The following is a 23,717-nucleotide window of genomic DNA, read 5'->3' as shown; positions in this document are numbered from 1 at the left end:
AAAGGAGAGTCCAGATGGTGGAGGCAAGCTATAAGGGGAATTTCGTGGATGAAAATAACCGGAAATCAAAAGTGGTATCCTTCGAAGAAGCCGTAAGCCGAATACCTAGTAACGCGACAATCACCATTGGTGGATTGATCTCCGTTCTTTGCCCGGAAAAAGTTTTAGCAGCTCTTGAAGAACGATTCCATACCACAGGTGAACCGCGAAATCTGACCGTTGTCACCCCGGTTCGAGTAGGGTGGAGTCAAACTAGAAGCACAGGCTTAGAACATTTCGCAAACAAAGGGATGCTGAAAAGATGGATTAGCGGCAGCTTTAGCGCAAAGGAAAGCCCGAGAATTACCCGAATGATCAGCGATAATGAAATCGAAGCGTATGGTTTTTCAATGGGAATTCTATTTCATTTAGTCCGTGCCATAGCTGGCGACAAGCCAGGAGTCATGACAAAAGTTGGACTCCATACGTATGTGGATCCCCGCTATGATGGCGGGCGGTTAAATGAAATAACAAAGGAGAACATTGTTGAAGTAATAAAGCATAAAGGAGAAGAATACTTGTTTTATCGCTCCTTTCCTATTGATGTAGCGATTATTCGGGGGACAACGGCTGATGAAGATGGCAATATCTCATTGGAACAAGAGCCTGCCACATTAAGCGGGTTGGAAATGGCGATGTCTGCAAAGGCTAATGGCGGTTACGTCATTGCCCAGGTTAAAAGAATTACCGAAAAGGGGAGTCTCCATCCAAGAAATGTAGCTATACCGGGAATATTAGTAGATTCCGTCGTTGCGGATCCTAATCAGGAACAAAGTTTGTTAGGCTTTAATCCGAGTTGGACAGGAGAAATTAAAGTTCCCTGCTCCCAGGTGGCGAAACCGATGGCGTTAAACGAGAAAAAGATTATTTTACGGCGGGCTGCTCAAGAATTACTACCCGGTGCTATTGTTAACCTGGGTGTAGGCATACCGGTTGGTTTGCCCCAGCTAGCATTAGAAGAAGGCTTTTTTGACCAGGTGACCTTTTCCCTGGAACACGGGGCCATTGGAGGAATTCCTATGGGTGAGGAAGTTTTTGGAGCTCATATCAATCCTACTGCTATCGTAACCTCCCCGCAAATTTTTGATTTTTATCATTGTGGAGGTCTTTCAGCGAGTCTTCTAGGTTTTGCGCAAATTGACAGTCAGGGGAATGTCAATGTTAGTAAGTTTAATGGTATATTTCGTGGTTCAGGCGGATTTATTGATATCGCCCATAAAACAAGAAAGATTATGTTCTGTGGAACATTAACAAGCGGGGGGCTCAAGGTTCGTATCGAAAATGAAAAACTTCATATTGTACAGGAAGGAAAATATAAGAAATTTATTAAAAATGTGGAACATTTAACCTTTAATGGGAAAGCGACCTTCGAGAAGGGGCAAGAAGTGTTTTATATTACCGAACGTGCTGTGTTCCGTTTAGGCCCAAATGGGCTGATATTATCAGAAATTGCACCGGGAATCGATATAGAAAAACATATTCTTTCACAAATGGATTGTGAAGTGGAAATCTCCCATGATCTCAAGCCAATGTCCACCCATCTATTTCGCGAAACAAAAGTTGAAATAACCACTTATAATGAGGGAATAAAATGACTACCTTTAAAATATCACGAAAGATCACGGCCGATGTGCTTGTTGTGGGCGGTGGGGGTGCGGCTGCGAGAGCTGCCCTTACCGCGGCTGAAAATGGCGCTAACGTGCGCATCGCTATAAAATCCAAATGGCTGCACAGCGGATCCACCGCCACCGCATTTTCCGAACTACTGGCAATCGCCGCGGCAATAGGCCATGGTGATGAACGGGATAAACCGGAGATTCATTATGAAGATACGATGGAAGCGGGGCGGTGTTTTATTGACCCCCGGTTGGTATGGGTACTTGCTTCTGAGGCGCCGGATCGCATTCAAGATTTAATCGACTTGGGTCTCAATTTTGATAAACAGAAAAATGGCAAACTGGTTCAGGGAATGAGTGACTTTGCCACTTATCCGCGAACATGCAGGGTGAATGGGGTCACAGCCAGACATATTTTAAACACTCTGGCAAATGAATTAAAGAAAAGTAATGTTCCTGTTGACGAACATATCATGGTTTTCCGGTTACTAACAGACGAAAATGACCGAATTATTGGTGCTCTAGCTCATGACGGACAGAATGAAGAAATGGTTTTATACGAAACAGGCTCTGTTATCTTGGCATGTGGAGGCGCCCATTATTTATATCGCTACGGTGTCGGGACACCTGACATGACAGGGGATGGCTATGCCATGGCTTATGAGATGGGAATTCCGTTAGTTAACATGGAATTTGTCCAGATTGGACCTGCCGTCATTGATCCGCTGGTTACTCTTCTTTCAGGACCTGTATGGAAAACCAACCCGATTTTAGTAAATGATGCTGGCGAACGTTTCCTGGAAAAAAATCTTCCAGATCACATAACCGTTGAAAACGTTTATGCGGCTAAGGCCTTTCCCTTCACCGTCTCGAATCCATCTTTTTATCTGGATACATCGATACAACAAGAATTTGAAAAGCATCCCGCGGAGAAAGGATACGTTTGGGGCGATCTAACTGTTTGTCTGGAAGAAATCCTGGAAGGCAAAATTCCTAAAACGAAAAGAGTCTTAAAATCTAAGGGAATTGACATTACACGAGAACGATTCAAAATTGGCTTAGTGGCGCAGTGCATGAATGGTGGGGCGCAAATCTTAAATCCAAACGGAGAAACCTCCATTCCCGGTCTTTTTATCGCTGGTGAGACCGCCGGAGGGGTGCGCGGGCCCGATCGCCCCGGTGGAAATTCTCTTGCCGAAGGACAGGTATTTGGCTATCGAACCGGAAAGGCGGCAGCCGGTTGGAGTAAGGGTTGGAAAGCGAATGCTGCTGAAATAGAGAAACAGGCGAACATCGAACTGGAGAAATTAAATTCCTGGATAACCGCCAGTGAAAAGGGGAACCTTCAAATCGATGACGCGGTTCGTGATTTGAAGAAAAAAATGCATCAAAACTGTTTGGTGATCCGCAGTGAAGAGAGACTCGCCGATATGTGGGCTTTTTTAAAGAATATGGAATCAAATTTACGGGAGGGCAACTATCTAATCGAAGCGAAGAACATCCGTAAAGCGGTTGAATTACGGCATATGGTCATTACCTCCAAGGCAATTACTCTTGCAGCCCGCGAAAGAAGAGAGAGTCGAAGCTGTCATTATCGGGAGGATTATCCAAACAAAGATGATGCGAATTGGAAGAAGAGCATTCGTATCCTGTGTCGTGATGGGGAGATGGCAGTGGAGCGATACACTTGGCCTACAGATATACGTGAGGAAAGGAATGAAAGCTTTGTATGAGTGTTCATCTTTCAGTCAATGAGGGCATGGCAAAAATTTTACTGGATCACCCCCCTTATAATTTGTTATCAAACCAGGTAAAACGTGAAGTAACAGAGGCGTTTAAAGAAGTTTCAAAAAATGAATCGATTCGGGTGATTTTGTTTGAGGCGATTGGCGATCATTTTTGTTGCGGTGCGGATTTGAAGGAATTTCACGAAAGAATTAGCACGAAAGATGCCCCGAATGTATGGGATTGCGGACACGAAATGCTGGCTTCTATCATGGAGGCACCCCAGTCAACCGTGTCCTGCATATTTGGCAACGCATTAGGAGCCGGTGCCGAGCTGGCGAGCGCTTTTGATATTAGAATATTCGATCAACATGTGAATTTTGGTTATCCGGAAGTCCTGCGAGGAGTTTTCCCTGGTAATGGCGGACTGGAACGTTTGGTCGATTTGGTAGGTGCTGGAAAGGCTATGTCCTTGTTGTTAAGCGGTAAGACCGTTTCAGCGGAAGCGGCATTTCAGATGGGCCTGGCAACGGAAATTTCAACACCGGCAAAAGGCAAAGAACGCACGGAAGAATATGCGCAAATGTTATGCTCCAGACCGGGTGTTGCACTAAAAACAATTAAAAATGCAATAAAAAAATACGAAAAGGAAAAAGAGAGATTTTTCAATGCAGGAAGAGAGATGTTTGCCTGTGTTCATGAAACGGAAGATGTTAAAGAAGCAGTGACCGCCTTTCTTGAAAAACGGAAACCGGTATATCAGCATCGGTGATGGATCAACACCACACTAAGCAAAGAGGAAGTGAAAACTATGAATAGCGTTGAAGTATCTGCCATTCCTACGAGTCCAAAGATTGACAATCTGCTTGAACGTTTGAGCAGCAGGGTAAACCGAATGGTCATTGTTATAACGATTGCTTTAATGGGGGGAATGGTTGTAGACATTGCTTTGCAAGTCTTGTTTAGATATGTTCTCAACAAATCACTTGCATGGTCTGATGAAATAGGACGGTATTTATTTCTTTGGAGTGTGTTTTTGGGAGCAACCATCGGTATTAAACAGAATTTACATCCTTCTTTTGGAAGTGTCATCAATGTTCTTCCCGGTAAATTGAAAGGGATGGGCATTTTACTTGGCCGGGTGCTTACACTTGGTTTTAATGCTATTCTTTTTATTTTAAGTGTGAGGGTGATTCCAACCTTTGAATCAGGTCTTTCTCCTGCATTAGAGATTCCTCTTTCCTATTTGTATTTAGTGTTTCCTGTATTTTCTGTCATTTCTTCCATTCATACCTTATCTTATATATGGAAGGAACGTCGTGGAATCCCTTTAATGATGTGGGTGTTGTCGGTTGGGTTAATCATTTTGTCTTTGTATTTAGGTTCATTAGATAGCCATATGCAGCTTAACTTTCCATTAACCCTGTTTATCTGCCTCATAGTTTTTTTCTCTTTAGGAATACCGATTGCTTTTGTGTTAGGATTAACCTCTATCACTTTATTTTTTTTAAGCAGTCCGATCCCGATGACCGTTGTGCCCCAGCGAATGTTTCTCATTAGTGATAATTTTTCGCTGATGGCTATTCCCTTTTTTATGCTTACAGGATCATTAATGCAGGTTGGAGGAGTAGCTGAACGGTTAGTTCGCTTAACAAGTGTTCTTATCGGATGGGTTCGCGGTGGGTTGGGATATGCTGATATATTGGTAAGTGCTTTCTTTGCTGATATCTCTGGTTCAGCAGTAGCGGACACGGCAGCGATTGGTTCCGTAATGTTACCAGGTATGGTCGCAAGAGGATATGATAAACCTTTTGCGACAGCCATTCAATCTGCCGCCGGTACTCTTGGGGTGCTGATACCTCCAAGTATAACGACTATTTTATTTGCCATAACAGCCAATGTTTCAGTTACCAAGATGTTTCTTGCCAGCTTCTTTCCGGCGTTGATGGTCATCATTTCTTTTGCGATAGTTGTTTTCTTCACCGCAAGGAAACGCAATTATCCAAAAGAAGCAAAGCCAACCAGCACGGAGGTGTGGCAGGCGTTTAAGGGAGCCTTTTTTCCAATATGGACGCCCGTTATCATTCTCGGAGGGATTATGTCCGGAATCTTTACCACTACAGAAGCAGGCGTTATTGCTGTCTTTTATACTTTAATTGTCATGTTATTCCAGGGTCAATTAACGTTCAAATCGTTGTACCAGGGATTTTTGGATGCGATACACGGGACCAGCCGGGTCATGTTTATTGTAGCAAGCGCGTTTATTTTAGGATGGTTGTTAGTCGTTAGCCAGCTTTCTCAAACAACCTCTAATTTCCTATTAAGTTTATCTCATAATCCGTATGTCGTTCTCATCATCGTTAACGTTTTCCTCGCTTTAGTTCACGTGGTTCTCGAAACCAATTCGACCATTTTATTAATCGTGCCCATTTTAATGCCCATTTTAAATAGCATCGGAATTGATCCTGTTCATTTCGGTATATTGCTGCTGATTAACTCTGCCATCGGCCTGCTTACGCCACCAATCGGCATCATTCTATACATTGCCAGCGGCATCACAAATATTACTGTGGAACGGTTAGCGAAAGCCGTCATACCGTTTATCTTAATGTTGGTTCTTGATTTAATTTTTGTAATCGCTTTCCCGGGGATCGTTTCTTTCTTACCAAATCTGTTTGGAAAATAAGTCGGAGTATAATGGAAAGGAAAGTTATTTAAAAAGAGGAGTAGAAGAATTGTGGAAAAAAAACCAAAAGTGTATGTGACAAGAAAGCTGCCCGAGGAGATTATTGAGAATCTCCATTCGGTATGTGACATGAAGATGTGGGAAAAAGAGGATGAGCCAGTTCCACGTGAAATCCTTGAGAAGGAAATCACTGATACGGAAGGATTGCTTTGTTTGTTAACCGATTCGGTGGACCAAAATCTATTAGAAAATGGGAATAAACTGAAGGTTATTAGTAATATGGCCGTAGGCTACAACAATATAGATGTGGATGCAGCAACAAAACGGCGAATTGTAGTAACGAATACACCCGATGTTTTAACAGAATCAACCGCGGATTTAACATTTGGTCTTCTTATCGCAGCTGCACGACGATTTGGCGAGGCAAGTGATTATCTAAAAAAGGGGCGTTGGAAAACATGGTCCCCTATGCTTTTAACGGGTCAGGATATCCATCATGCAACGTTAGGCATCATAGGTCTCGGTAACATCGGGCAAGCGATTGCCAGGCGTGCTAAGGGATTTAATATGAATATTTTGTACTATAACCGCAGGCGAAGGTTAGACATTGAAGAGGAGTTGGGCATACAATATTGCGAGTTTGAGAATCTTCTAAGGGTATCGGATTTTGTTGTTATCATGGTGCCATACAACAACGAGACTAAGAATTTAATTTCTACTTATGAGTTGTCGTTAATGAAACCAACAACCGTTCTGATTAATACAGCACGCGGCGGCATTGTTAATGAGCAGGCACTCTACGAAGCCCTTATTGAAAAACGAATTTGGGCGGCCGGTCTTGATGTATTCGAGATGGAGCCTGTTCCCCCCGGTCACCCGTTGCTGCGGCTGGATAATGTATTGGCTCTTCCCCACATTGCCAGTGCAAGTATAAATACAAGAATGAATATGGCGAAATTAGCTGCCAGAAACTTAATGGATGTGTTTCAGGGACGTGTACCCCCTAATCCGGTTAATTTAAAATGAAGTAATTTTTAACTCGTTTCAGTGCAAAATCGTTGTGTTTATAATTGATTATCGATAATATGGATGAGAGGAGTGATTGAGAGATATGATTAAACGAAGTTCATTAGGCGATCAAATTTACGAATTATTAAAGGAATCAATTATAAAAGGTGTCTTAAAACCAGGCGATCGGATTGTGGAGTTAGAAGTGGCTAAAACTCATGGTGTTAGCCAGGCACCGGTGAGAGAGGCGCTGCTTCGATTAAATGAAGAAGGCTTTGTGGTTTCGCATCGCCATAAAGGAACATTCGTATCCAGTTTATCAAGAAAAGATATAGAGGAACTGTATAGTCTGCGGGAGGTTTTGGAATCATTTGCTATTTCCCGGGCGATAGAACGTATTGTTCCCAAGGATCTTGATACCTTAAGCAATATTTATGACAAGATGTTGCAGGCTGGTAAAAATAATAATTTGGATAAAATTAGAAATACAGATATTGAATTCCATGATCAAATTTATAAAATGGCGGATCACGAGTTGATGTTTCAGATGTGGGAAATGGTAAGGAGTAAAGCAGACCGTTTTTGGTATCTAACAAGTCAATTTTATTTTTCTAATCTAACTGAACTGGCTAAAATTCATGAACCCATATTAAATGCATTTCTAACTCAAAATGTTAAGGAGGGGATAAAAGCTTTTCAAGACCATTTAAATTATGTAAAGAAGGAGATATTCGAAAGTGATATTCTTGATATGGAAAACGAATCGGTAAACGGCTAAATAGATCCCTTTGTAGAAACCTGAGATGGCGGTACTTAAACCGGGATTTCAGGTTTTTATTCATGCAATAAAAATAAAATGAAATTTCATTTGACATTAATTTTTTTCTCAGCAGGAATTTCGTCAATTGTAGCGAATAAGAGTATTACATATCTTTATTTCTCATACAATGTATTAAAAAGATTCCCACTAGCAATATGTTATAAAATATCTGAATATTATACATTATTGCAATTTTTAATCTTTTTACTGTGAAAATAGTGTTAAAGGCAAGATCGCTATTTTTTTAGCTGAGGTAGTTATATTTTTCACAATATATTTTTCTGCATAAAGAAGGAGGAAACTTGCATGCATATTCTGGTCTGTATTAAGCAGGTCCCGGATACGAAAATCATTAAAATTGACCCCAAAACGAATACGCTGGATAGGAGAGGTGTTCCGGCGATTCTTAACCCGTATGATACTCATGCGGTTGAGGAAGCTGTCCGGCTTCGCGCCCGCTATGGAGGTAAGGTATCTATTCTGTCGATGGGGCCCCCGCAGGCTGTGGCAGCAATACGAAAATGTGTAGAAATTGGTGCGGATGAGGGATATTTAATTTCTGACCGTGCCTTTGCCGGTGCTGATACATTGGCGACAAGCTACGCGCTTTCCAAAGCGATTGACCGAATTGCGAAACAGGAACCCATTGATCTTGTGATATGCGGAAAGATGGCAATTGACGGGGATACCGGACAAGTCGGTCCCGGAATCGCCCGTCGTCTGGGGATTCCTCCACTGACGGGTGTAAAGAAAGTGGCTGAAGTAAATGAGGAGAAGAAAGAAATACTCGTCCACCGTAAGCTCGAAGATGGATATGAACTGCTTCAATCTTCTTTGCCCTGCCTATTGACCGTTGAAAAAGAAATTAACGAGGTTCCTTATTCGCCTCTCCCGAATATGATTCGCGCCGCTCGCTACCAGCCACAGGTGTGGACGGTGGATGATCTGGAGAATGTCGACCGAAGCCAGCTCGGCCTGAAGGGATCGCCAACGATTGTTGGGAAAATGTTCAGCCCGCCTAAGCCTGAAGGCGGCAAGAAAATTGAAGGAAAACCCGAGGAGCAGGTGCGCCAAATCGTCGACATTCTTATGAAGGAAAAACGTGAATTGCTTGTAGAAGGGGGCGTCAAATAGATGGCCGTTACAATATCTGCTGCCTGTATATCGTGTGGAACGTGCGTTGACACCTGTCCGGTTGAAGCGCTGTATTTAGGTCCTGATAAGTGCGAAGTACATGTTGATAAATGTGAAGAATGCCAGGAATGTATCCCGGTTTGTCCGACGGAAGCTATTAGCCTGCCCAATCCGACAAAGAAAGCGCCTGCCGCCGCACCGCCAACCGCTGCGCCGCCAGCGCCTGAAAAAAGCGAGACGCCGCCAGCTGCCGCACCGGCTGCCGCTACCGCGCCGGCTGAACCTTCCGTACAGCCTGAGCCTGCGAAACCCTCAGCAAAGGTGGAACAAGAGAAGAAACCAGAAAAGAAAGAAGAGACACGGACCGATAAGTTTGCCGAGCATGAAGGGGTCTGGGTATTTATCGACCAGACCGATGGGGTGATTGCCGGTGTTTCGCTGGAACTGCTCGGAGCAGGCCGCCGCTTGGCAGATAAAATAAATACTCCCTTATGCGGGTTTATTTTAGGGGATGGAATCAAGTCTCTGGCATCGAAATGTTTTGAATATGGGGCGGATAAGGTATACATCATGGATGATCATATTCTGCACGACTACCGCTCCGAGACCTACATGAAAGGCGTCGTTGACCTTTGCGGTAAATACAAACCTGAGATTATCCTGTATGGAGCGACCACCAATGGGAAGGACTTGGCCAGTGCTGTCGCTACCGAGCTAAAAACAGGGCTCACGGCAGACTGTACGATGCTTGATGTCAACCCGGAGCAGCGGCTTCTCGAAGCAAGCCGTCCGGCGTTTGGCGGCAACATTATGGCGACTATCCTGTGTAAAAATCATCGCCCGCAGATGGCAACCGTTCGTTCGAAAGTGATGAAAGCAATTGATCCGATACCCGGCCGCACAGGCGTTGTCATTGAGGAATCCATCGGGCTGAAGGAAGATGACCTGAAAACCCGGGTGCTTGACATTGTGCGTGATGTAAACCAGCGCGTCAAACTCGATGAAGCCCATATTATTGTTGCTGGTGGAAAGGGACTCGGCGATGAGCGGGGTTTTGAATTGTGCTATCAGCTGGCGGATGTATTAGGTGCAAGCGTAGGTGCGACAAGGGATGCCGTTGAGTCCGGTTGGATTGACCATCATCACCAAATCGGCCAAACAGGGGTAACCGTAACGCCGAAAATATACTTTGCCATTGCCATTTCCGGAGCGGTGCAGCATATCGTAGGAATGCAAAACTCCGAATTCATTATTGCGATTAATAAAGATCCGGAGGCACCCATTCATAATGTAGCGACTTATAGTATTGTAGGAGACGCATTCCAAATCGTACCGCGTCTCATAGAAGAATTCAAAAAAGCGCGCAAAGGCGGTGAAGTAGTATATGGCTGAGAAATTTGATGCGATTGTAGTCGGCGCAGGTCCGGCAGGAACATCCGCGGCCTATACGATGGCTAAAGCAGGACTTTCGGTTTTATTGATCGAACGCGGTGAATATCCAGGTGCGAAAAACGTAATGGGAGGCGTCCTCTACCGTAAGCAAATGGAGGAAATTATCCCAGGCTTTTATAAAGAAGCGCCGGTGGAGCGCCCGGTTGTAGAACAGCGCTTTTGGATGCTCGGTGAAGAGTCTGTGTTTACATCCGGCTATAAAGGAATGGAGTGGGGGAAAGAACCGTATAACAATTTCACCGTACTGCGGGCAAAGTTCGATCAGTGGTATGCAAGTAAAGCGGTGGAACAGGGTGCACTTCTTATTAATGAAACGGTTGTCAAAGAGTGTATCGTAGAAGACGGACGGGTTATCGGAGTGCGCACGGACAGACCGGACGGCGATGTATATGCGGACGTCGTAGTGCTCGCCGACGGGGTAAATTCTCTGCTTGCCAAATCGCTTGGTTTTCATAAAGAGTTTAAACCCCATGAAGTTGCGCTTGCCGTAATGGAGGTTATTAACCTGCCGGCCGAAAAAATAGAGGATCGTTTCAATCTGGAACCGAACCAAGGCACCACCATTGAAATTTTTGGCGATGCGACAAAAGGTTCCCTTGGTACAGGATTTATCTACACAAATAAAGACAGCATTAATATCGGAGTAGGAACTACACTGTCCGGCATGATTAAACAACGGATGCGTCCGTATGATCTGCTCGACTATTTAAAGAACCACCCGATTATACGACCGTTAATTAAAGGCGGGGAACCGATGGAATATGCGGCGCATCTTATACCTGAAGGCGGCTTTAATTCAATGCCGAAAATCGTTGGAAACGGCGTGGTTGTCATAGGAGACGCCGGGCAAATGGTTAACTCTATCCATCGTGAGGGAAGCAATATGGCGATGACGGCTGGACGCCTGGCTGCGGAAACGATTATTCTTGCCAAAGAAGCCAACGATTTCTCTGAGAATATGTTGGATTCATATCGAACAAGGTTGCTTGAAGGCTTCGTAGGCCAGGATTTGAAAAAATATAAGGACGCGGCCCATACGTTTGAAAATCATCCGCAGTACTTTAAAGAATACATTCCAATGATTAATAAGGCAGCCAGCCAGTTCTTTACTGTTGATGGTACGCCTAAGAAAGAAAAACAAAAGAAAATATTAAAATTACTGACGGAAGGCAGAGGAAAGTTAGGGATGGTTCAAGACTTATATCGTGCATGGAAGGTGATGAAATAATGAGCGGTGTACCTAAGACAAACACCATTGAAGAAAAGCAGTATTTGCTCCGGTTTCGTGCGGACACGCAGTCACATCTTCATGTATTAAGCCATGACATCTGTGCAACAAGCTGTCCGGATAAACTATGCACGCTGTTTTGTCCGGGAGAGGTATACAAGTGGGAAGGTGCGCGGATGGCAGTTGGCTATGAGGGTTGCCATGAATGCGGCAGCTGTCGTATTGGTTGCCCGTATGAAAATATCAAATGGGAATATCCGAAGGGCGGCCACGGAATCGTGTTCAGGCTGGCGTAACAGAAAGCAAATTAAAGAATTGCCGTTTCTATTGAAAAATTCAACCAAATCCAATAGGTGTGACCGCAATGTGACCAGACGTTGTTGAAGCAATTTGTTACGGAGCGTTTGTACGAGGAGGAAAATAAACTGCCGTCCCTATAAGGAGCGGCAGTTTATTTATGTCCGATACATCAGATGGCTACGTTATAATTTAATCGTTGTTATTTAACGATATAGGATAAAAATGTTTATTTGTTGCTATGTTGAAATGGATATGTTACAATGAATTTAAGATTTATTTATGTATTGATGTTTATAATTCACATGTTATCAAGAGTTATATTTTCAATGTATATGTGACTCGTGATAATATGTGAATTTTTATTTTCTACGGTAAATATCAATACATAATATATTAAAATTTTTGGAGGCTCTTAATGAATACAGGTACAGTAAAATGGTTTAATGCAGACAAAGGATTTGGTTTTATTGAGGTTGAAGGTGGAGAAGATGTATTTGTACATTTCTCTGCAATCACTGGAGATGGATTCAAATCTCTTGAAGAAGGCCAACGAGTAAGTTTTGATATTACTCAAGGCAATCGTGGAAATCAAGCTGCAAACGTTGTTAAGTTATAAAAAATAGCAAAAAAGCTTATACGATAAGAGTACGAGCTCAAGGCTGCTGACTAAATCATGTTAGCAGCTTTTCTTTATTAAAGTGGATTAAAATACACTACTCATAGTAAAAAAATAAGGGGTTTTATTCTTTTGGTCAAATGGTAACCTCTTCCTGTAGGTTGACGAGCTAACGATATTCAACAAAAGTTGAATTATAATGTAATCCATACTAATATGGTCTAGCTCATTTCGAATTTATTCAAACGCGTTTGACTTAAATGGTTTATAGAAAGGAAAAATTGATGGTGAACATCCAAAAAAAACAAAACAATTGGAAAAAGGACATTGCTCCTTTTGAAAGACCGGATATCAGGCAAAGTTTATGGCAACTTATAAATACAATAGTCCCCTTTTTAATACTATGGTGTTTGGCCTACCTAAGTTTGTCCGTTTCATATTGGATTACATTGACCCTCGCGACTCTGGCAGCCGGATTTCTGATTCGGATGTTTATCATATTTCATGACTGCTGCCATCAGTCTTTCTTTTTAAGCCCAAAGGCCAATGTGATTATCGGAATGATTACCGGTATTCTGACGTTCTTCCCTTATTACCAATGGAAGAACGAACACTCCGTTCATCACGCAACAAGCAGTAACCTGAATCAAAGAGGCACAGGTGATATTTGGATGCTTACGGTGAATGAGTACTTGGCATTATCCCCGTTACGGCGAATGGTTTACCGAATTTATCGAAACCCGTTTGTGATGTTCGGACTTGGACCAGTCTACATTTTTTTGATTGAATACAGGTTTAACAGGAAAGGAGCTCGACGAAAAGAGCGCTTGAACACCTATGTAACCAATTTCGGACTGGCCGGAATGGCAGGACTGCTTTGCTGGATGTTGGGCTGGCAGAAGTTTCTTCTTGTGCAAGGGCCGATCCTTTATCTTTCAGGAATGGCGGGCATTTGGTTGTTTTACGTACAGCACCAATTTGAAAACACCTATTTTGAGAGAGCAGATAATTGGGACTACGTACGTGCGGCTCTACAAGGCAGTTCATTCTATAAGTTGCCGAAGATCTTGCAATGGATGACGGGAAATATCGGGTTTCATCATATTCACCATCTACATCCCAAAGTGCCGAACTATAATCTGCAACGAGGCCATGAAAGCAACCCTTCTTTGCAGAATGTTCCAGCCATCGGTCTGCTTTTTAGTTTACGTTCCCTTCGATACCGTCTCTGGGACGAGAAGAGCAAGAAGTTTGTGGCATTTAAGGATTTAGGAGTATGAAAATTCCGATTTATCATACGCCCTCCCTGTAAGAGGAGAGTTAATTCATATTTTGAAAAACTATGCTGGAGTCACAACAGAAAAAGAAAGTAATTTTTAGTCTTACTTAATAATTAACAAGGCCAAGTCTGATCCCAACTTTATTCACATGCGCACCCATCATTATCACGATCGAGAGCCGGTCTGTATCCAGGCTGACCCCGATATATCGGTGCTGCTCCTGCTTTTCTTGCCTCCGTGCAATTTTTGTAATATACGCCGTCGTCATTTGATGAAACATTTCCCGCTTCAGCAACGTTCGATGCTGGAGCTGAGTTGTGTACAACTTGTGATGTAGAAGTTGGTGTATGATGTGAAGCGGTGCTTGACGTATTTGATGGATGGAATCCGTCCGCTTGAACATAATTTTCAACGCTCCAAATGCCGATACCTTCTTTTTGTGCCCTGGATTGAATGGCTCTATACTGGTCTACATATTTCACATTAGGCGGATACACGTAAGCTACACGGGCTAATCCATTTTCCAACAGCGCTTCCTGAACCGATTTCCCATTTACATACACATAATAGAGCAACCGGCCATACTTGTCTCTGGCGTCGCTGATATCCCGTTCTAATTGGACAGTTTTCCCTGTAAGCATTGCTTTAGTAAAATTTGATGCCTCTTTACCAAAAGGTTGAACCGGGGTGTTTGGCTTGACTGTTTCCGGTGTATCAATGAGCAGCATTCGTACCGTTTCCTCTTTACCATTGATAATAACCTTAAAAGTATCTCCGTCTACTACTCTGGAAACTTTTGCCGGAAAGGAGTTTGCCGGTACTGTACTCGTTGTTGCAGCTGTTATGAATGCAGCCTGCGGTGCATTCACCACGGTCTTTGACGTGGGCGGAGGAACGGCAACGGAGTTTTTTTCGGGAGAATATAAGAACGCAATTACCAATAGAGCTGCTGCTATACCAAATAAAAATTTCATGTCTCTCTACTCCACCATTTATTTCGTAGCAATCTTTTCAACCAATTGAAATCCTTTCGTTTTAGCGAACTTCATTCTATGCTCAAAATTACTCATTGCATCTGAACAATCAATTTTCCGCTGAATCAGGGAAAAGAGCCTTTTCTAAATCGAAATCACATGTAAAAACCTCCCCCGACCGCCTTAATTCAACGTTAATATTACCAATATAACACAATTTTCAAGGTCAAAATAATTTTAATGTCCCAACTGCTTAACAAGAAGTTAATCATATAAATTTGCCGGATGATAAATAAATAGTGGGCGAAGAAAAAACGAGGACGAAAGACGTTACTCGTTTTTTCTATTTTATGCCGCGGTGGTTTCTGCGTTTTCCTTTGTTTTTCGTCTGGAGTGAATGCCGACAATGAACTGGCTGTACGGCAGAAGGCTTATCAGGTAGACGAGCAGAAAACTAAAGGCAAGCGTCCCGAGGTACAGGAGCGGATAAAAAAGCAGGTGAGCGGGCTTTAGATTTACCACTGCAAAGCCGCTGATCAATAATTTTAAGACAAGCACATGGACGAGGTAAATGCCAAAAGAGAATCTGCCTATTTTTTGAATAATAGCTGTAAACGGGTTTTTCCATTTGGCAAGGGTGTGGGCCATTCTAAAACATAATACAAAGATGAAAAGGTAGAGGGCGGGTTCCAGGATAGCAGGGCCGATAAAATAAGAAGGCTTAATACTATAGAACAATTTATATTTTAGTAAACCGCTCATCCAAAAGGCTGAAATCGCGGCCGTCACCAGAAAAATTCCAGCGGTCGCTGTGTAATTGGATAGTTTAACAGAATGTATCCATGTTGAAATGGACGTATACGTCCGGCAAATATACATACCAAATACAAGATAAAAAATTTGGGACAGGGCAATGCTTATAAAAGTAGGAGATACAATATAATAAACATTCCAGACGGTTTGAATGAGTAACGCCAAAAGGACCAGCCATTCACTTTTCCACCGTTTTTCAACATAATTATAGACCGCCAGAACGAGGGGAAACAGGGCATAAATCTGGACAATAATCGCGTAAAACCACAGGTGGTATGCAGCCCCCGCCCACATAAAATTATGAACGATTTTTCTGAGGATGACGCCGGGTGCATTCGGTTCATTAAAAAATAGGGTGTATACAATCGTGAAACATAAATATTGGGGCAGAATCGATTTTGCCCTCTTCCCATAGAATTTCCCAATGGACTCGATTTTTTTATATTTAAGCGCAAGAGCAAATCCGGAAATAAAGATAAACAAAGGAACGGCGTAATGCGCCAGCACGTCGAGAAACATGGATACCACAACGATGGAGTTGATTGTTTTAATCGATGTGAAGTATGCGGATACATGAATAACGATCACGGCTGCAATAGCAAAGGCCCGTAAATAATCGATTTCCATATTCCAGCCTGACGAAACCTGGTTGGAAGTCACGCATTTCCTCCTTTCCTACAAAAACAGAACTTGTCTCTGCAAAAAAAAATAACCTGCCGTTTAGCAAGTATCGCCTTCATTGTCTCATTATTTCATGTATTTTACCATAACTAACCGTAATTTCCGAGACCACTCATAGAAAAAGTGAATAAAAAAGACAGGCGTAAAAAAACATCGCCTCTGCCAATTCCCTCTTCAGGTAGCACCCCCTGAAAAGCGGTAAAGGCTCGTCGTTTTTTTGCGCCTGTGGTTTGGCATTAGCCACATTTTTATTGTGCAGAGGAACGTTCGCGAAACAGCAGACTGATGCAGTACAGACCTGCCAGACCTACAAGGGAATAGACCACACGGCTTAAGAAAGAAGATTCGCCGTTAAAAAGAGCGGCAACAAGGTCCCATTGGAAAAGACCGACGAGAAGCCAGTTTAAAGCTCCAACAATCACCAGAATAAGTGCTAATCGATCCATGTTTAATTCACTCCTTTCAGCCCTATCCGTAGTATGTCCGTTTATTTTTTATTAATGCGCGGCACGATGATGCGGTTAAACAGGCTGGGAAAAAGCTGGTGAACTAAAATGCCGAGTTTCATATAGCGTGGAACCGTTATTTCTGCTTTGTTTGTTTCAATCGCATCCAACATGGCCTGTGCAACTTTTTCCGGTGTAAGCATGAATTTTTCAATATTGCGCCTGTATTCCCCGTTCGTGTCCGCCCGCTCAAAAAAAGCAGTATGGACCGGGCCGGGATTAACAGACGAAATGTTTACGCCCGTTCCATTCAATTCTTGGCGGAGGCTGTTTGTGAAGCCGAGTACAGCAAATTTAGTCGCGGAATATCCGCTTGACTTCGGCGTTGGCAGTTTGCCGGCGACGGAAGCGACATTTACAATGTGCCCTGTGTTGCGCCGCAGCATGTGGGGAAGAACTGCTTTTATGCAGCGAACGGTTCCCATATAGTTCACATCCATCATTCCGGTGAAATCGTTCAAATCAGCCTCCGTAAAAGCGGAGAAAATACCGTATCCCGCATTATTGATCCAGATATCGATTTGCCCGTACGCAGCAATAATTTCCTCGACCACGGAACAAACCTGCTGCTCATCCGTTACATCCAGACGGTATGAACCGGTCTGAGGCGATTTAGGAGCGAGATCTTCCTTCAGTTCTTGCAGGGCATGCGCCGTGCGGGCAAGCAAAACGGGGGTGGCACCGTGATCTGCCGCCAAACAGGCAAAGGTGCGGCCGATTCCGCTTGATGCGCCTGTGATGGCTATAATTTTTCCTTTTATGTGATTCATCCATGACCTCCGTCGGAGTATATTCTTCTATAGGCTTATCATATCAAAGTAAATAAAACGAAAAACGAAATTTTTATAAAACAAGCGCTGTACCCGTTGAACAAGCTGTGAAATTATGCCTGTATGGACTTAACCGTTAGAGGGACTCTATAGATGGGGAAACCAACAATCGCTTGCAAATAAGCAGACATAAGTCTCTAACAGAGATCAGGTATGCAGCATGGCCTTACATCTACAGAAAAATAACGTCTATTCTGTTACAAGGCGAAGGGAGGCAATCATGGAAAAGGATAAAAAATTTACCGATTTTAAGGAAGAAACTGCAGCTGAAATTGCCCCGGGTCGTCCCACACTTGTCTACCCGCAAAAGAAGGAAATGGCAGACACGCAGAATCGGACCGGAACCGGAATTGGTACACTGGCACTTGTGCTATCGCTCCTTTCGTTTTTTGTGATGCCTTTTCTGTTAGGAATTGTCGGCTTCGTTCTCGGTTATGCAGCCGCAAGGAGAGGAGCCGCCAGCGGCCGATGGGCCATGGGGCTTTCTGCTGTTGCTGTTTTGCTGACATTGTTTTTACGCCCCTTTTATTAACAATGAAAACCGGATCATAATGATCCGGTTTTTGCATAATAATTGAAACTTTTTAGGGGGGCGGTACGTACGTTTTATAGGGAGATGATATCGTGCCTAATCAGGGGAAAAAGAGTTGGAAAAAAACAGGAGGACTTCTTGCTTTTCTCGCCCTTATCAGTGGAAAGTTAAAATTTCTTTTGCCTTTTCTCAAATTTGGAAAATTGGGTCCGACCATCTGGTCTATTGCGCTCTCGATTGGAGGGTACTTGCTGATTTACCCGTGGTCTGTTGCGATAGGCTTGGTCGCTATGATATTTATTCATGAGATGGGTCATGTATGGGCGGCCAGAATCAAGAAATTACCGGTGTCAGCCCCGGCTTTTATTCCATTTATGGGAGCGCTGATTACGATGAAAAAGCAGCCGCAGGATGCTGCTACCGAAGCGTTTATTGCCATCGGTGGGCCGCTGCTTGGGACGATTGGTGCTGTGGCTGCGCTCGCGTTAGGGGTTCTCACCGGGTATGAGGCATTGTTTGCCATTGCGATGATTGGCTTTTTTATCAATCTTATCAATTTACTGCCGATACATCCGCTAGACGGCGGAAGGATTGTTACGGCCATTTCCCGCTGGTTATGGCTTGTTGGACTTATCGGGGGGGTAATTTTCATTATTTATTTGCGATCTATTTTATTTTTCTTCTTCTGGTGCTTTTTCGCCTGGGAATTATACAGCAGCTATGTGAAAAGAAGAAAAGCTGCCAGAGGAGATCGATCCGGTATATCCGCAGGTGCCCGCGAAGAGCATGTGGTGCTTGAAGTGCCTGTTTCATACTTTGAGGAACACGGGGTGTTCGTGCCGGCTATGGAACATCAGAGAACACTGCCGTTTGTTCAGGTTGGAGACATCGTTCAAAAACAGGAACAGCTTATGATTGGTTACCCGGGACTCGATATTCTGCGGCAAATCCCTTTTACTAAAGGATTAGTAAACCACGTGTGGCTCCTAAGGACGGAACGAATGCCCGAAATGGTCCGCATGATCTTACAAATTTCTTACGAACCCTATTTGGAGTACCAGGGTATGGTCAAAGAAGAAGCGTATTATAAAGTTTCCATAGGACAGCGCTTCGCTTATGGTTTTACCTATTTCGGGCTGGCGGCCCTCCTGTTGTGTTTGATGTATTACACCTCTCTGCTAACACCGCAAACGACCATGTGATAACGACAAAGAAAAGGGACAGCTGTTTACCCGTCGTGCAGGTGCTGTCCCTTTGGCTTTTTTTTACATATTATCCGTTATATACTTCGTTAAGACAGAAATCGGTGTCCAGTTTTTCAAAGCCATCTGCAGAGTTCTGCATAGCCTTCACCTGAAGCTGCAAACGCGCAATTTCAGCCTCTATTTTTTTTAACATCTCCATTTTCACAGTCACAGTCATGATTAATCTCTCCTTTAAAAATTATAATATTCTGAATTATTTCTCCTTGGCTTTTCATTGAGAAAAATACCTCCTCAATCGGCCAATATTTTTAATTTATTGAAAACTATATTAACAAGCCTAAGACATTTTGTAAATAGGTTTACCGAATGTAACCGCTTCCAATCATAAAACAATTTTTAGAAAACAGCTCAACATGATTTTTGGGGAAAAAACGTAAAATAATGATGACATAAAATAAAATGTGGTATGATATAAGTTGATGCTTTTTCGAATAAAATTCGAATGGCAAACAAGTTATGGATTCTTAAAAATGGATGTGAAATCAAGTGATTTATTTTGATAATAGTGCGACAACGCTTCCAAATCCGGAAGTGGTTAAAGTGTATGGAGAAGTCGCTCAGCAGTATTTCGGAAACCCTTCCTCCCTGCATAAGCTCGGATCGAAAGCAGCCAGACTCTTAGCGCAATCCCGGCAGGTTGCAGCCGAAAGTTTAGGTGTGTTACCGGATGAAATTATATTTACATCGGGCGGAACAGAAAGCAACAACGCTGCGTTAAAAGGGGTGGCCTGGCAGTACCGAAATCGGGGAAAGCACATTATCATAAGTCAGGTTGAACATTCTTCGGTATATGAAGCGGGGAAGCAACTGGAAGAAATGGGTTATACGGTCACGTATGTACCGGTAGATGACGAGGGAAGGGTGGCGCCGTCTACCATTGAACAGGCAATGCGTGACGACACTATCCTTGTGTCTGTGATGTATGTAAATAATGAGTTAGGCACTGTGCAGCCGGTAAAAGAAATTGGCGACATTCTTTCACGCTACCCAAAGACGCTCTTTCATGTCGATGCCGTTCAAGGGTTTGGAAAACTTCCCGTTGAGCCTTCCCGCTGGGGGGCGGACCTATTATCGCTTTCTGCTCATAAATTTCATGGCGTAAGGGGAGTGGGCTTACTCTATGTCCGCAAAGGCATTCGTTTATCACCGCTCATCATCGGGGGAGGACAAGAAGAAGGACGCAGGTCAGGTACGGAAAATCTGCCAGGGATTGTCGCTATGGCAAAAGCCATGCGAATGGCAAAGGAATCGTTGCAAAGGAATCGGGAACATATGGAAACGCTGAGACACCATCTCCTGAGTAAGCTGGAAAACTTCCCTGGCTGCCGCATTAACGGTCCACAAAAAAACGATTCGTGCGCCGCGCCCCATATTATTAATTTTTCGTTTCCCGGCCTAAAGTCTGAAGTTGTCCTGCATGCACTGGAAGAAAAGGAGATTTATCTTTCAACCCAATCTGCCTGTTCTTCCAGACAATTCAAACCTTCGCGCGTTCTGTTGGCGGCAGGGATGGATGCGGAACGGGCGGGGAGTTCGCTGCGCGTAAGTTTTTCAGCTTCCAACATACTGGAGGAAGTGGACCGATTTATGCGGGTAATCGAAGAAACCATACCAAATTTAGCAAAGATAATGAGGGTGTAATATGCAGTATGAACATGTCCTGATTCGTTATGGTGAGCTGGCGTTAAAGAAACGCAATCGTAAGGATTTTGAAAATCAGCTCATTCGCAATATAAAAAAAGCTCTTTATGCCTATTCGAAAGTGCAGGTAGTACGCGCATATGGCAGATTATATCTCGAACTGCACGGAGAACCTTATGGGGAAATCGAAGCGAAGCTGAGAAAAGTTTTCGGAATTCATTCGTTCAGCCCTACCCGTTTCATCCAGTCGTTTGACATTGAAACCATCAAGGAAGCCGCTTTAGCAGTCATTCGTGACGTGGAGCCTTTTCCGAAAACGTTTAAAGTTGTGGTTAAACGGCCCAATAAACAGTTCCCGTACCTTTCAGGGGAAATGAACCGAGAAATTGGCGCATATGTGCTGCGTAATACGAACAACCTCACTGTCGATGTGCATCAGCCTGAAGTAGAACTGCGCGTTGAAATACGGGTAGAAGGAGTATTTATTTCATGCGATACCATTCCGGGAATGGGCGGTCTGCCAACCGGCAGCAGCGGGAAAGCAATGCTCATGCTTTCCGGAGGAATTGACAGTCCGGTGGCCGGATGGATGACCATGAAGCGCGGTGTCCGCATTGAAGGCGTCCATTTTCACAGTTATCCTTTTACATCGGAGCAGGCAAAACAGAAAGTCATTGACCTCGCACGCATTCTCACGCAGTATAGCGGCGGAATGAAGCTTCACATCGTTCCTTTTACGGAAATACAAACAAAAATTCGTGAGACATGCCGCGAAGATTATACGATCACGATCATGCGCCGTTTTATGATGCGAATTACCGAACGCCTGGCCCAGCAGCACGGCGCTTTGGCCATTGCGACCGGCGAAAGCTTGGGACAGGTCGCTTCACAGACGATGGAAAGCATGTATACGATTAATCATGTCATCGACACGCCGGTTCTGCGCCCGGTTGTGGCCATGGATAAGGAAGAAATTATGCAAATCGCGCGGAAAATTGAAACGTATGAGACGTCGATACTTCCGTTTGAAGACTGCTGTACTATATTTGTACCGAAGTCACCCGTTACGCGGCCTAAGCTTGAATTAGCGGAAAAATTCGAGCGGGAACTCGATGTGGAGCGGCTGGTAGAGAATGCGGTGAACGGGGTAGAAAGCCTGTGGATAGACCCTGTTGCATCTGAAGAAGGACACTCATTCTTCTAGTAGAATGAATCGAGTGGGGCTGTCCCAAAAGTAATTTTCTAAAATTTTCAGCCCCACTTTCACCTTAAAATAGCCCCCAAAAAAGGACTCCTGCCACTTTTTATAGTGATAAGAGTCCTTTTTTGGGATTTGATAATATCGGCCCCCCTTTTTTGGGACAGTCCATTACGATGCATCTGCGGGCTTTCTATAAAAATTATTTTCTTTCCTATTGAGAACGTTCTGCGAGCCAATCTCCGACCGTTGGATATGTTTTGTTGATAGCTTGACGGCCGAAACAAACGGAAACGTGTCCTGTGGGCATCACCGCATACGTCTTGTCTTCGCTGGAAATTACATTCATCAATGCTTCAACCTGATGCGGGATTGCGATATGGTCACGTTCAGCCGCTACATTCAGCACATTCGCTTTAATATTGCTGAGATGCACCTCACGGCCGCGGACAATAAGTTCCCCTTTAATCAGCTTGTTGTGCTGGTAAAAGTCCCGGATCCACTGGCGGAAGGCTTCACCTGGGAACGGAATTCCGTCGTTAACCCATTTCTGCATAAGCTTCCAGCCTTTCACAAAGTTTTCGTTCTCCGCGCGGTCCACCAGATTTACATACGGCCCGTAGAAGTTTACAACAGGTTTTAGCATTTTATTCCCGAAATCGATCATTTCGGGCGGAATAATTCCCATTGTATCGACCATTTTATCCAAGTTGAAGTAACGCTCATCGAGCCAGTGGGTAAACAGGCCGGCATCGCTAAAGTCAAACGGGCTGGTCATAAAAAGCAAATTGCGGATGGGAAGTTCCGGGTGAAGCGCGGCAAAGATTGAAGTCATGGTTCCACCCATGCAATAGCCCAGCACTGATATTTCGTCGCTATTCGCCGCTTTCATGACTTTGCGTGCGGCGCGTGGGATGTAATCCATGATGTAATCGTCCAGTTTCATATAGCGGTCTTCAAGTGCCGGTGTGCCCCAGTCAAGCAGGTACACATCAAATCCGCGATTAACAAGGTATTCGATCAGACTGTTACCGGGTGACAAATCCAGGATATAAGGTTTGTTAATTAAGGCATAGACCATTAAAAGTGGTATACGGTGGGTTTTTGGCTTGGAAGGGGCATACCGGTAAAGTTTGGTTTTATTTTTTGTCCAGATAACTTCCTTTGGTGTTTGCCCTACTTGTGGTTCGGCTTCTGTTGTCAGAATTTCGGTTGCCCGTTTAAAACGACGGTAAGAACGCTTCACCTCTTGTGGCATTCCTTCCAGTATATCCTCCCAATCCTTTGAAAGCGGAGCTGACATGATTTTCCCTCCAGGAATTTAAATATTTGCTTATTCCCTATATTTTATATTTATATAAGAAAAATTTATT

General features: G+C 43.7%; 22 protein-coding genes and 1 pseudogene. 17 read left to right on the top strand and 6 right to left on the bottom strand.

Annotation, left to right across the window (positions count from 1 at the left end):
- Positions 1 to 14: 14 nt before the first annotated feature.
- The 13 genes and pseudogenes from H525_RS0106315 to desA all read left to right on the top strand — a co-directional run bounded on the left by H525_RS0106315 (position 15) and on the right by desA (position 13,904).
- Positions 15 to 1,634: an acyl CoA:acetate/3-ketoacid CoA transferase gene (locus H525_RS0106315; RefSeq protein ID WP_051330843.1), complete on the top strand. Its 1,620-nt coding sequence runs from the start codon at positions 15 to 17 to the stop codon at positions 1,632 to 1,634.
- Positions 1,631 to 3,388: an FAD-binding protein gene (locus tag H525_RS0106310; RefSeq protein ID WP_027415515.1), complete on the top strand. Its 1,758-nt coding sequence runs from the start codon at positions 1,631 to 1,633 to the stop codon at positions 3,386 to 3,388. Before H525_RS0106315 ends, H525_RS0106310 begins: the two co-directional genes overlap by 4 nt.
- Positions 3,385 to 4,152, top strand: a complete 768-nt coding sequence (locus H525_RS0106305; RefSeq protein ID WP_027415514.1) for an enoyl-CoA hydratase/isomerase family protein — start codon at positions 3,385 to 3,387, stop codon at positions 4,150 to 4,152. The genes H525_RS0106310 and H525_RS0106305 overlap by 4 nt, the downstream gene beginning before the upstream one ends.
- A gap of 39 nt (positions 4,153 to 4,191) precedes the next feature.
- Positions 4,192 to 6,066 (top strand): TRAP transporter large permease, encoded by a 1,875-nt coding sequence (locus H525_RS0106300; RefSeq protein WP_051330842.1) that lies wholly within the window; start codon positions 4,192 to 4,194, stop codon positions 6,064 to 6,066.
- 51 nt (positions 6,067 to 6,117) lie between these two features.
- Complete coding sequence (locus H525_RS0106295; RefSeq protein ID WP_035100195.1) at positions 6,118 to 7,092, top strand: 2-hydroxyacid dehydrogenase; 975 nt, start codon at positions 6,118 to 6,120, stop codon at positions 7,090 to 7,092.
- Positions 7,093 to 7,177: 85 nt separating this feature from the next.
- Positions 7,178 to 7,852 (top strand): GntR family transcriptional regulator, encoded by a 675-nt coding sequence (locus tag H525_RS0106290; protein WP_027415511.1) that lies wholly within the window; start codon positions 7,178 to 7,180, stop codon positions 7,850 to 7,852.
- Between the two features lie 348 nt (positions 7,853 to 8,200).
- Entirely contained in the window at positions 8,201 to 9,028 is an 828-nt protein-coding gene (locus tag H525_RS0106285) for an electron transfer flavoprotein subunit beta/FixA family protein (RefSeq protein ID WP_027415510.1), read from the top strand.
- Positions 9,029 to 9,172 (top strand): annotated as a pseudogene (locus tag H525_RS28440) (DUF362 domain-containing protein); the annotation flags it as partial. It lies immediately after the preceding gene.
- Positions 9,173 to 9,349: 177 nt separating this feature from the next.
- Positions 9,350 to 10,420, top strand: a complete 1,071-nt coding sequence (locus tag H525_RS23020; RefSeq protein WP_051330849.1) for an electron transfer flavoprotein subunit alpha/FixB family protein — start codon at positions 9,350 to 9,352, stop codon at positions 10,418 to 10,420.
- Positions 10,413 to 11,708 carry an FAD-dependent oxidoreductase gene (locus H525_RS0106275; RefSeq protein WP_027415508.1) on the top strand — a complete coding sequence of 432 codons (1,296 nt, stop codon included), beginning with the start codon at positions 10,413 to 10,415 and terminating at the stop codon, positions 11,706 to 11,708. Before H525_RS23020 ends, H525_RS0106275 begins: the two co-directional genes overlap by 8 nt.
- Positions 11,690 to 12,004, top strand: coding sequence for a ferredoxin family protein (locus tag H525_RS0106270; protein WP_081413261.1), 315 nt, complete (start codon positions 11,690 to 11,692; stop codon positions 12,002 to 12,004). Before H525_RS0106275 ends, H525_RS0106270 begins: the two co-directional genes overlap by 19 nt.
- Positions 12,005 to 12,423: 419 nt before the next feature.
- Complete coding sequence (locus H525_RS0106265; RefSeq protein WP_027415506.1) at positions 12,424 to 12,624, top strand: cold-shock protein; 201 nt, start codon at positions 12,424 to 12,426, stop codon at positions 12,622 to 12,624.
- A 284-nt stretch (positions 12,625 to 12,908) separates the two neighbouring features.
- Entirely contained in the window at positions 12,909 to 13,904 is a 996-nt protein-coding gene (gene desA / locus H525_RS23015; RefSeq protein ID WP_035100190.1) for a Delta(5) desaturase DesA, read from the top strand.
- 140 nt (positions 13,905 to 14,044) lie between these two features.
- Here desA and H525_RS23010 read toward each other — a convergent pair whose 3' ends face one another.
- The 4 genes from H525_RS23010 to H525_RS0106240 all read right to left on the bottom strand — a co-directional run bounded on the left by H525_RS23010 (position 14,045) and on the right by H525_RS0106240 (position 17,648).
- Positions 14,045 to 14,878, bottom strand: a complete 834-nt coding sequence (locus tag H525_RS23010; protein WP_051330841.1) for a thermonuclease family protein — start codon at positions 14,876 to 14,878, stop codon at positions 14,045 to 14,047.
- A 348-nt stretch (positions 14,879 to 15,226) separates the two neighbouring features.
- Positions 15,227 to 16,351 (bottom strand): acyltransferase, encoded by a 1,125-nt coding sequence (locus H525_RS0106250; RefSeq protein ID WP_027415505.1) that lies wholly within the window; start codon positions 16,349 to 16,351, stop codon positions 15,227 to 15,229.
- A gap of 269 nt (positions 16,352 to 16,620) precedes the next feature.
- The gene (locus H525_RS0106245) at positions 16,621 to 16,818 is read right to left on the bottom strand and encodes a DUF378 domain-containing protein (protein ID WP_027415504.1); all 198 of its coding nucleotides are present in this window, start codon (positions 16,816 to 16,818) and stop codon (positions 16,621 to 16,623) included.
- A gap of 41 nt (positions 16,819 to 16,859) precedes the next feature.
- On the bottom strand, positions 16,860 to 17,648 hold the full coding sequence (locus H525_RS0106240) for an SDR family oxidoreductase (RefSeq protein ID WP_027415503.1): 789 nt from the start codon (positions 17,646 to 17,648) through the stop codon (positions 16,860 to 16,862).
- A 280-nt stretch (positions 17,649 to 17,928) separates the two neighbouring features.
- Here H525_RS0106240 and H525_RS0106235 point away from each other — a divergent pair, with 280 nt between their 5' ends.
- Together H525_RS0106235 and H525_RS0106230 are read left to right on the top strand one after the other, a co-directional pair.
- Positions 17,929 to 18,240, top strand: coding sequence for a hypothetical protein (locus H525_RS0106235; RefSeq protein ID WP_051330840.1), 312 nt, complete (start codon positions 17,929 to 17,931; stop codon positions 18,238 to 18,240).
- 92 nt (positions 18,241 to 18,332) lie between these two features.
- A complete protein-coding gene (locus H525_RS0106230; RefSeq protein ID WP_027415501.1) occupies positions 18,333 to 19,442 on the top strand; it encodes a site-2 protease family protein in 1,110 nt (369 codons plus the stop codon).
- Positions 19,443 to 19,512: 70 nt separating this feature from the next.
- On the opposite strand, the gene H525_RS27060 is transcribed toward H525_RS0106230, so the two are convergent.
- Complete coding sequence (locus tag H525_RS27060; RefSeq protein ID WP_155837163.1) at positions 19,513 to 19,662, bottom strand: hypothetical protein; 150 nt, start codon at positions 19,660 to 19,662, stop codon at positions 19,513 to 19,515.
- A gap of 329 nt (positions 19,663 to 19,991) precedes the next feature.
- Here H525_RS27060 and H525_RS0106220 point away from each other — a divergent pair, with 329 nt between their 5' ends.
- Positions 19,992 to 21,146, top strand: coding sequence for a cysteine desulfurase family protein (locus H525_RS0106220; RefSeq protein WP_027415500.1), 1,155 nt, complete (start codon positions 19,992 to 19,994; stop codon positions 21,144 to 21,146).
- A gap of 1 nt (position 21,147) precedes the next feature.
- On the top strand, positions 21,148 to 22,350 hold the full coding sequence (thiI, locus tag H525_RS0106215; protein WP_027415499.1) for a tRNA uracil 4-sulfurtransferase ThiI: 1,203 nt from the start codon (positions 21,148 to 21,150) through the stop codon (positions 22,348 to 22,350).
- A 208-nt stretch (positions 22,351 to 22,558) separates the two neighbouring features.
- On the opposite strand, the gene phaC is transcribed toward thiI, so the two are convergent.
- Positions 22,559 to 23,647, bottom strand: coding sequence for a class III poly(R)-hydroxyalkanoic acid synthase subunit PhaC (gene phaC / locus H525_RS0106205; RefSeq protein WP_027415498.1), 1,089 nt, complete (start codon positions 23,645 to 23,647; stop codon positions 22,559 to 22,561).
- Positions 23,648 to 23,717 lie beyond the last annotated feature (70 nt).

This window comes from Aneurinibacillus terranovensis DSM 18919 (assembly GCF_000430625.1).
GTDB classification, from domain to species: Bacteria; Bacillota; Bacilli; order Aneurinibacillales; family Aneurinibacillaceae; genus Aneurinibacillus_B; species Aneurinibacillus_B terranovensis.
Note: the sequence above shows the minus strand (reverse complement) of the source record. Positions and strands in the feature narration are given on the sequence as shown.